We start from the raw sequence: 9,450 nt of genomic DNA on the forward strand, positions 1-9,450 counted from the left end.
AAGTTTAACAATATCTTTACGGACTGTAAGCCAGCGAGACGTAAATAGATAATCTTTCCTACACGTCTCCCACTTCATGATTTACATTTTCTGATCAAGGTTTTTTCCTTTCTCTTCATGTTCAAAATTTGGAATAAATGTCTTTATGGCTTCTACTACTTGAGCCTTGGTGAAGTCGGCATCTGTAAATAGTTTTTCAAGTTCAACGAAGAATTGATTCACCTCATCCATGTTACGACGTGTTGTCTGTTCAACAACACCAAGAGCGAAGAAACGCTCCATATTGATCTTCTCCCCAGGGACATAGAACTCCTCGTATGCCTTCTCACCAGTGGTATCGCTCTTGAAATAAACGACAGGATATGTATCAGATTCATAATCCATATCAGCTGCATATTTCTTTGCAGATGGATCATTGTCGCACTCAATCTTCTTGAAGCCCTCTGCCTTTACGAAATCATCGCAAATAGAAGAGAATGTGAGCATCTGGTCTTCACCAAGTTTAGGGAAGAATACCTCACCGCCCTTACCAAGAATACATGCGAGCATACAGATTTGGCCAGACTCCTCTGGAGAAACGAAATAACGCTTTACATCTGATGGTGCTGCAAGTGGCTGCTTCTTCTGCAGACGATGAATCCATCCATCAGGAAGAGATCCGTTGGAGAAGGCTACGTTTGCAAAACGAGCTGTTGTGACCTTGAAGTACTTATTATAAGCCATAACAAGATCTTCCATGATTCGCTTGCTGGCCCCCATAATATTTACTGGGTTTGCCGCCTTATCAGTAGAAACACAGAAAAAATGCTTTGGAGGATATACAGTAAGCAAATCCATCAACTTCTTAGCCTTGATATCATTGTTCTCAATGAGAGCCTGAACACTATAACGGTCTTTCTCTGAACGTACATGTTTATGAGCAGAGAAGTTGGCAAAGATATCAAATCCCTTTTCCTCATGGAAAATACGTTCAAAAATAGAATCTGCAAAGTTGAGTGTATAGCAACGGAACTCATCTGGAACATAAAGTCCTTCCGTTGAGCGTACATCACGAACAAGCTCTGCTAGACCATTTTCATTGAGGTCCACCACAACAACAGAAGCTGGTTCAAAGCGAAGAACTGCTTTGATAAAACTTGAACCAATAGAGCCAGCTCCACCAATTACACATACTTTCTTACCCTTAATTTCTTCGGTAAGTTTCTCTTTGTTTGCTTCAATATCTTTTGCAAACATACTGACCGGACGGTTCGTCACTGAATCAGCAATGAATTTATCAAGATTGAACATGATATATATTAAGTGTTTTTATAAATCTGAATGAATGTAACTGTTCTCATCATCGAACGTGCCTACAGGAAACGATTTGAGATCATTGTGAGAAATAAACTCTATGCTGCCTTAAAATATGGATTGTCGTTAAGAATCATTGTATCTTTGGGCGAGCAATAACCACCATAACCAAATGACGGGTTGTTATAATTTATACCGATACGTAAGGCCTAAACCTACACCTTTAATAATTACCTTGCTATCCAAACCCTTAACCTCGACGTATATGTCAAGCTCATTAAAGTAGCTAACGCGAAAGGCAAGGTAAGTATCGGTAAAAAGTTTTACAATTCCTACATCCTTCATACCCATAAAAAGGGTATCAATGTTTTCCTTGATGACACCTTCTTGCAAAAGGGCTGCAAAAATCTTAGCTGCTTCTTTCAACATCTCTTCTATATCTGTAACGGACTCAATCGCCTTATTTTCTGTTTCATATTCGGGCTTACTAATAACTTTCGGATAACCTACAAGATACGGCTTGGATAAAGATTATCATAGAGTGCCTTACTCTCACGAAGAAACTCCGGTGAGAAGAGAAGATTGAATTTCTTTACTCCTTTCCGAGCATACTTCAAGTAGAGATTACGAGTGTAGCCAACAGGAATGGCACTTTTGATGACCATGACAGCATCAAAATTCACTTCCAATATGAGATCTATAACCTCTTGATATGGTTTGTGTCGAAGTAATTCTTTTCACAGAGTCGTAATTGGTAGGAGCTGCAATGACCACAAAGTCAGCATCAGCGTATGCTAACTTAACCATCCAATGTGGCAACTAAATCCAAAGACTTCTCTGCCAAATATTTCTCGATATATTCATCTTGAATAGGAGAAATTTTATTGTTGAGTTTCTCCACCTTCTCAGGAATTATATCCACTGCCGTTACATGATGATGTTATGATAGCAATATAGCTATACTTAGTCCCACGTAGCCAGTACCGGCCACTGCGACCTTAATGTCTTTGAAATCACGCATATTCTATTTGATTTAATTTTTTATTTTACAAAACCGTTCTTTCATTTACATCTGTCTCACAAAAGGATAACTCTATACATACTGAATGATACCTACATCGAAACGTTGATGTATGATAGCAAAAGGACTACGTGAAATAGATAGTTACCAAGCGTCAGTTCTTACAAACGTTTCAAAAAACGAGAGAACAGTTTCTTCAAACTGTCATACTTTTCGTGTTTATGACTGTGTTTTTCGTTTCCATAACCGTAGCCGTATCCATAACCATAGCCGTAACCATAACCTCTACGCTCTGAAGGAACTCCATTCAATATCACCGACATATTACGGAGCTGCTCCTGACGGTACATATTCTCAAGTTCCGGTAACTGACGACGATCCATCACACCTGAACGGACTACGAAAATAGTAAGATCAGCCACACGATTGACAATAGAAGCATCCGCAACCATACCTGCAGGAACATTATCCACAATAATATAATCATAACGTTTACGAAGTTCCGTTATCAGATGATCAAAGCGCTCACTCAACAACAATTCGGCAGGATTCGGAGGTACGGGACCGGAGAATATAACATCCAGTTTTTCATACTCTTCACTCGTGCCCACAATATCGTCCACCTTATCCGTACTGCCGGAAAGGTAGTGCGTCAGCCCCATACGATTGGAAGAATTAGAGAAAATACCACTCAATGTTCCCTTACGGATATCAACGTCAACCAAAACAACCTTTTTGTTCGTCTGGGCGATACTCATGGCAAGATTAGTCGATACGAATGTCTTACCTGCACCCGGATTGGCGGAAGTAAACATAACCACCTGCAACTTTTCAGACTTCACACGCATAAAGTCCATGTTTGTACGGATAATACGGAAAGCCTCGGAAACAGAATCACGACTGTTCTCACGGACAACAATACCATCTGAATCCTCACTCCTATTATTACCGTGGCGGGGAATATTGCCCAAAAAGGGAATGGTTAAAACTTTATCTAATTCCTTACGGGTACGAACCTTGGTATCCGCCACGTTCAACAACCAGAATACACCCATGGGAATAGCCAGCCCTAAAACAATAGAAGCCAGGAAAATTATCATTGTCTTAGGAGCTATCGGGGCACTGCTACCCGAAGCGGAATCTATAATACGGGCATTACTCTCGGTAATAGCCTGTGTCAAAGCGTTTTCTTCACGTTTATTCAACAAATACAGATAAAGTTCTTCCTTGATTTTCTGCTGACGTTCTACCGTAAGAACATATTTCTGTTGGGCAGGTACAGCCTCAATGCGTTTCGTGGTCTGTTCTTCCTGCTCACGGATATTTTTCAGTTGGATATTCAAGCCGACAATCAGATTGTCCACTGACCGGATAATGGTCTGTTTCATGGCGCTCAGAGAATTATTCAGATCCATCACAATAGGATTCTTACTACTGCTTCCCGCTACCAGTTTATCACGTTTGAGAAGGATATCATTATACTCCTTAATCTGGGATTCCACACTATTGTCCGAGATACCCGTATTGGCAGGGATCAGATCTGAATTTTTCAGAGGGTCCGTCAGATACTCTTTGATATATCTGGCAATACTCAACTGATTCTCCAGGCTGAGCCCTTCCTGCTGGTAACGGCTCGTATTAGCAAGGTACATACCTGTCTCAGAGGTAATATCCGTCAATTGGTTCTCACGTTTAAAGCTTTCAATATTGGCATCCACACTTCCCAGTTCACGTTCAATGATGATCAAACGCTCATTAATGAATTTGGAAGTATTTACGGCTATCTGGTTTTTGTCATTAATAACATCCTCATTGTAAACGGCAATAAGCATATTCAGGATATCTTCCGCACGCGCCGTAGATACATCGTCCAGAACAAGATTGATAATGGTAGCCGTCTTGCTGGCAAGAGAGACTTTCAATCTATTACGGTAATTTTCGACAACACTCTCCATATTGGATTTAGTGACATGTACAGGTTTATCGTAAAAGACGTCCGTGTAATAGAGTGTGGGAGTAACCACCATCGTACCAATCGGTGTAGAAACAGTATCATTCAAATGTACATCCAAGATCTCTTCCGAATGAATGATTCCACCGCCTACTGCCAGGGAAAATCCGGAAAGGCGTACCGTTACGGAATCCACGGGAACAACCGCTACTTTTATAACCTGACGTTCCTCTGCCTCCGGAAAAGAGACCGTTACCGGCGTATGCGTATAAAGTTCGTCTTCGCGCAGGCCATTCTTCACCTTATAGCTCATATCCAGATGCAAGCGACGGGCTACTTCTTCTATCAGGTGGCGCGACTGGAAAACAAGCACCTCATTGTCCACGTTACGTTTCCCGCCAAAGAGAGAGAGATCGGCAAAAGCAGAGGATTCGCTCATTGCACCTCCTTTTGAATCATCGCGAATCAAAACGGACGCCTTACGGCTGTATATTTTGGAAGAGGACTTTACGTAAAAGTACGCGATGCCGGTACAAACCAGAACGGACAGTACAAACCAATACCAGTTGGCAAGTACAAAACGAAAAATATCGGTTATATTGATCTCAGATTCCTGTCCGGGGTTATTATTATTTTTCTGTTCGGTATTCATTATCAATTCTTTATATTCCGGGTTATTTAAACATGGTGACAATCAGAGAAGTAATGGAAGCAAGCACGGAAACCGCAGAAAGCCATACGCCAACGGAATTATTGGAGTTAATGCGGCTCTGACCTGTCTTCGCTTTGTTAGGTTCTACATACACAATGTCATTCTGTTGAAGGTAGTAGCAGGGCGATTGAAAAATATCGGAAGAGCGAAGATCATGATACAGAATACGGCGTTTACCATCTTTTTCGCGAATAACAGCTACGCGGTCACGACGGCCATAAATAGTCAAATCGCCTGCCATACTCAAGGCTTCCAATAGAGTTATCCGGTCACCGGAAATATCGAATGTACCGGGACGGGCCACTTCACCCATCACAGAAACTTTAAAGTTCAGGAACTGGACAGTAACAATAGGATCTTTTATCAAATCTCCACTGATGAGTTTTTGTTTGATTAGTTCGGTAACCTGCATACGAGTCAGCCCCTCCACATGGAGCTGCCCCAAGATAGGAAAATCGATATCCCCGTTCTGATCGACGAGATAGCCTAACAAGCGTTGTTGACCGGGATTCTGACTTCCGATCTGATAACTTACCAGAGGCATATTAAAAGGCAAAGCCAATTCAGGATCTTTACTGTTCACCAGGATTGCCAACAAATCATCCTTATGAATAATTACTTCGTAGTTCTTATCAATATTTTCTTCCTTCAAGGAAGTTATATCCTGCAAATAAAGTACCTCTTTAGGAGCAGAACAGGACACAAAAAGTGTAACCAGGCACAATAAAAAATAATTCAGTATTCTAATACACATAAGATTTCTATTAAATAAAGTTCCGTATTGTTATTTGTATTCAAATTTTACTCTTCTACATCCCAGTTACCCCAAGGGTTGGATTCCAGACTATTCAGGTACTCGATAACTTCACATTCCGCTAAAGTTAACTCCCGGCCTTTCCAACCATTAATGATAACATGGGCCTCTTTTGACAGATCTTCATCAAACACCTCTCCATAACAAGCCACCAGTAGCTGACATTTCAACAGGGAAGCAGGAAGCTGATCAAGAACTTTCCAACTACGATCAAGAAGCTTCTGGATCTTTTGATTTTTATCACCATGATCATAGATGGTAGCATGATACCCTGTAAGCAGAACATAACAGAGCTGTGCTTCTTCCTCCGCATTGGAGCCATGTAAATGGAAAAGGCATTCGGATTGACGATAGACCTCCGTATTTAGTTTGCAGAATTCGTTGGAAAAAAGAGGAGTACCCTCAAAACCTAAATTAAGAAGTTCATGAGTGATACGCCGCAGAGTATCAATTTGTGATTGCAAAGACATGAGGAAAATTAATTGTTAAGAATTAAAGCAAGGCAAATAAAAGTCAATAAGGGGAGAATTGTTTAATCTTCGATTTTTTCCATCAGAGAAGGATGAACATAGGTAGTGGCTACAGCCATGACCCCTTTTATACAAACGGATACGCGCCGATCGCCCTTGACACGAAGAATAACACCTTCTACACCTTCAAATATACCACCGGTAATACGTACCCGATCTCCTTTCTGCAAAGCAGTGACAGCGGGATCAAGATAAACAATCTGTTCTTCATAATTACCGGAAACAGCAATAAAGCTACGCATTTGAGAATCAGGAACGGTAAGAGGACGCTGTGTCTCACGATCCATAATATAACGGACGGACAAAGAAGAACCTACCGACCGTTTGATATGGTCAATACATGCAAAGGAAGCATGAACGAATACAAGATTGTGTACTACAGGAACCAACTTGCGTATCTTACGATCCGCATGCCTGATGTACTCATAATGCATCGGAATAAAATTCTCAATTTTTTCGGCATCAAGCACCTCCTTTAGCAATAGTTCACGACTATAAGTAACACGAAGCGGATACCAACAAATGTCTGTAGTTTTGTTCACAATTGGATATTCTTTGGGGACACCGGGGTAATGAATTCCCTTCCGGTCAAGCGTGTATAAAACTAACTTTCTAATCTTAATACACTAACCCTCAGATGTATCCCTATCACAGGAGATAAACAATATGAGGGGTGAGATGTAGTATGTATATATTTATTTTCCCTTATACATATTTCATTATAAACGAACCACTTGATTATGAAAAGTGTTTCAATAGACGTTCGTTTAATGGCACACTTATTTCAAGCTGTTTTTTCATGTTCCAAATGAGATTAATCATTTAATAAACAGATTTTCGATATATTACATAAATAGTTATATATCAATAATATATATAACATCAGACAGAAATATAAATTATTTTATTGAGAAATATTTTGTACATTAAAGAATAGTATATATTTTTGTGCCATTAAACGAACGTTTATTGAAACACTTTTCTATAAAAATAAGGTTTTAATTATCAAAGACCTATCTCTACACTCTATACAACCTCTTCTTTTTATTATTGATTCATTGTCCAAATCGTAACTTTTAACAATCTTTGCAAAGTACAAAAATCATTTAAAATTTAAGTTTATGACAAACAACGATCAAAAAAAACAGATTTTAACGGTTCTATAAAGATAGAACTCGGAAACGGAGAAACAATAGAAGGTATTATTAATGTACAGCGCATTGACAAACAAGAAATTGACCACAGAATAGTAATCAGACATCACAAAGGATCTTTAATAAAAGCACTGGCTATTTCGCTTGCCTCAGAAGAAAAAACAACAGTCAGTGTAACGGAAATTGCCAAAGAAATCAATACTCTATTTCGATTTGAATATAAAAAACAAGGAATATATAAGGAGGTTGAATTCAAAACATTAACAACTGAGATTGGCAGAACGATCACATCCCGTAAAAAGTAGATATAAACTTCAAAAAGTAGATACAATAAAAATCCGCCATTTGAGCGGATTTTTACATTTTTCCAACGATTAGTTCCATCCGAATATTATCCCGACCTTGCAACCGTTATCGGAAAAATATAAACTCATAAAACAAAATGAAATGAAAAAAAGAAATTTGGAACCTGTTATGGAGAATGTAAAAAGGAGATGGACAAGACAAATCGTACAAGAGAAAGGTTATACACAAACCACTGCTATATGGATGGCAGAGCGTATTGAGGCACTGATAGACTGGATGCAACATGGGCATGCGATGATTGCTTATCGTAGGGCTATTGATGGAGAGTTTCAGTTTGTAAAAGCAACACTGATTTATTACAGATACGACTTCAAACGGGAGTACGAAGCAAGCAAAGTACAGGAAGCTGTGATGTACTGGGATGTAGAGGAAGGAAAGTGGAAACGCTTCCGGCTGGAGAACTTTTTGGAATGGAAAAAGTGTATTTAATTGAAAATTGAAAGTTGAAAATTGCTGTTCAGCATGATAGCGCAGCCAATTTTCAATTTTCAACTTTCAATTTTCAACTTTCAATTAAACAAATATGGCAACAGAATTTAATGGAATCGTTTATTTTCCTACGAAAGCAGCTTTCTTTGAGGGAGCCGTATCCGAATCATTGGAGGCTAAATATGGTATCAAAGGACCTTATCTGGTAATAAAAATACTTTGTAAGATATATAAAGAGGGGTATTACATACAATGGGATGAGGAACAATGTGAGATATTTGCCTATAAATTGGGAAGGGAATATACGAAAGAAGAAGTAGACAGTATAATCGGTATACTGATTGAAAAAGGATTTTTTGATAAGGAAAGCTATGAAAAGCATCGTATACTGACCTCGGTGGATATTCAGCGGGTATGGTTGGAGGCTACCAGCCGGAGAAAGAGGGATTTAGCAAAATTACCCTATCTCCTGGAAGAGGTGAAATGTAAGGAGGAAGAGATAAAATGTAAGCAGAAAGAGAGTACGAACTCAGAAAATGCGAACATTTTTCCCGTTCAGATGGAGTTGAGTCTGGAAAATGCAGACATTTTCAGACAAAGTAAAGTAAAAGAAAGTAAAGTAGAAGAAAAGAAGAAGAGGGAGGAGGATTCTGTTTTGCCTCCACCTCCGGAATATGCACTCAATAAAAAGACGCACAACTATGACGGGTTGCTACTGGCATTGGATCGGATTAAGGTGACGGACACCGGAGACATAAAGGCTATTCTGCGAATGTCGAACTATGGGGAGATAGGTACTCCGGTGTGGAAGGTGCTGGCACAGACCTCGTGAGCAAAAATAGGGATGCCGGGGAAATACCTCATAAAAGTACTCAGAAGTGGCTGATAATCAAGGCTTATAAAGTTGACTTAATACAGATTTACTTTACACCGTTTTAACATTATAAAAATTCATATGGCAAGTAAAGTATTTCCTCGTTGTAGGTATAGTTTAGATTTTAAACTTAAAGTATTAAGTGATTATTATCGTTCTGGTTTGACCAAATATTTCATCGAGCAGCGAGATGGTTTGGTTCATGGGAGTATTTACAGATGGGAAAAAGCCTTGATATTGTCTGCTAAAGACTTATCTTTGTCCCAGGATTTATTATCTCAAATAGAAACGATGCGCAAAGCGAAA

The 9,450-nt window shown here is 39.3% G+C and carries 7 protein-coding genes and 2 pseudogenes; 3 read left to right on the plus strand and 6 right to left on the minus strand.

Annotated features, from left to right (window positions below; genetic code table 11):
• Window positions 1-81: 81 nt before the first annotated feature.
• The 6 genes and pseudogenes from HCG69_RS02600 to HCG69_RS02625 all read right to left on the minus strand — a co-directional run bounded on the left by HCG69_RS02600 (window position 82) and on the right by HCG69_RS02625 (window position 6,863).
• The gene (locus tag HCG69_RS02600) at window positions 82-1,290 is read right to left on the minus strand and encodes a UDP-N-acetylglucosamine 4,6-dehydratase (RefSeq protein WP_221648737.1); all 1,209 of its coding nucleotides are present in this window, start codon (window positions 1,288-1,290) and stop codon (window positions 82-84) included.
• A 122-nt stretch (window positions 1,291-1,412) separates the two neighbouring features.
• Window positions 1,413-2,314, minus strand: a pseudogene (locus HCG69_RS02605) (3-hydroxyacyl-CoA dehydrogenase NAD-binding domain-containing protein); the annotation flags it as partial.
• Window positions 2,315-2,475: 161 nt separating this feature from the next.
• Window positions 2,476-4,917, minus strand: coding sequence for a tyrosine-protein kinase family protein (locus HCG69_RS02610; protein ID WP_221648738.1), 2,442 nt, complete (start codon window positions 4,915-4,917; stop codon window positions 2,476-2,478).
• Window positions 4,918-4,939: 22 nt separating this feature from the next.
• Window positions 4,940-5,731, minus strand: coding sequence for a polysaccharide biosynthesis/export family protein (locus HCG69_RS02615; RefSeq protein ID WP_221648739.1), 792 nt, complete (start codon window positions 5,729-5,731; stop codon window positions 4,940-4,942).
• A 47-nt stretch (window positions 5,732-5,778) separates the two neighbouring features.
• Window positions 5,779-6,261: a UpxZ family transcription anti-terminator antagonist gene (locus HCG69_RS02620; RefSeq protein ID WP_122200949.1), complete on the minus strand. Its 483-nt coding sequence runs from the start codon at window positions 6,259-6,261 to the stop codon at window positions 5,779-5,781.
• A gap of 62 nt (window positions 6,262-6,323) precedes the next feature.
• Window positions 6,324-6,863, minus strand: coding sequence for a UpxY family transcription antiterminator (locus HCG69_RS02625; RefSeq protein WP_122200948.1), 540 nt, complete (start codon window positions 6,861-6,863; stop codon window positions 6,324-6,326).
• 1,059 nt (window positions 6,864-7,922) lie between these two features.
• Between HCG69_RS02625 and HCG69_RS02630 the strand changes: the two genes are divergently transcribed.
• The 3 genes and pseudogenes from HCG69_RS02630 to HCG69_RS02640 all read left to right on the plus strand — a co-directional run.
• Complete coding sequence (locus HCG69_RS02630) at window positions 7,923-8,270, plus strand: SH3 beta-barrel fold-containing protein (protein WP_221648740.1); 348 nt, start codon at window positions 7,923-7,925, stop codon at window positions 8,268-8,270.
• A 94-nt stretch (window positions 8,271-8,364) separates the two neighbouring features.
• Window positions 8,365-9,102, plus strand: coding sequence for a DUF4373 domain-containing protein (locus HCG69_RS02635; protein WP_221648741.1), 738 nt, complete (start codon window positions 8,365-8,367; stop codon window positions 9,100-9,102).
• Between the two features lie 123 nt (window positions 9,103-9,225).
• Window positions 9,226-9,450 (plus strand): annotated as a pseudogene (locus HCG69_RS02640) (hypothetical protein); the annotation flags it as partial.

The sequence above is a fragment of the Bacteroides sp. K03 genome, from assembly GCF_019734355.1.
Lineage (GTDB): Bacteria > Bacteroidota > Bacteroidia > Bacteroidales > Bacteroidaceae > Bacteroides > Bacteroides nordii.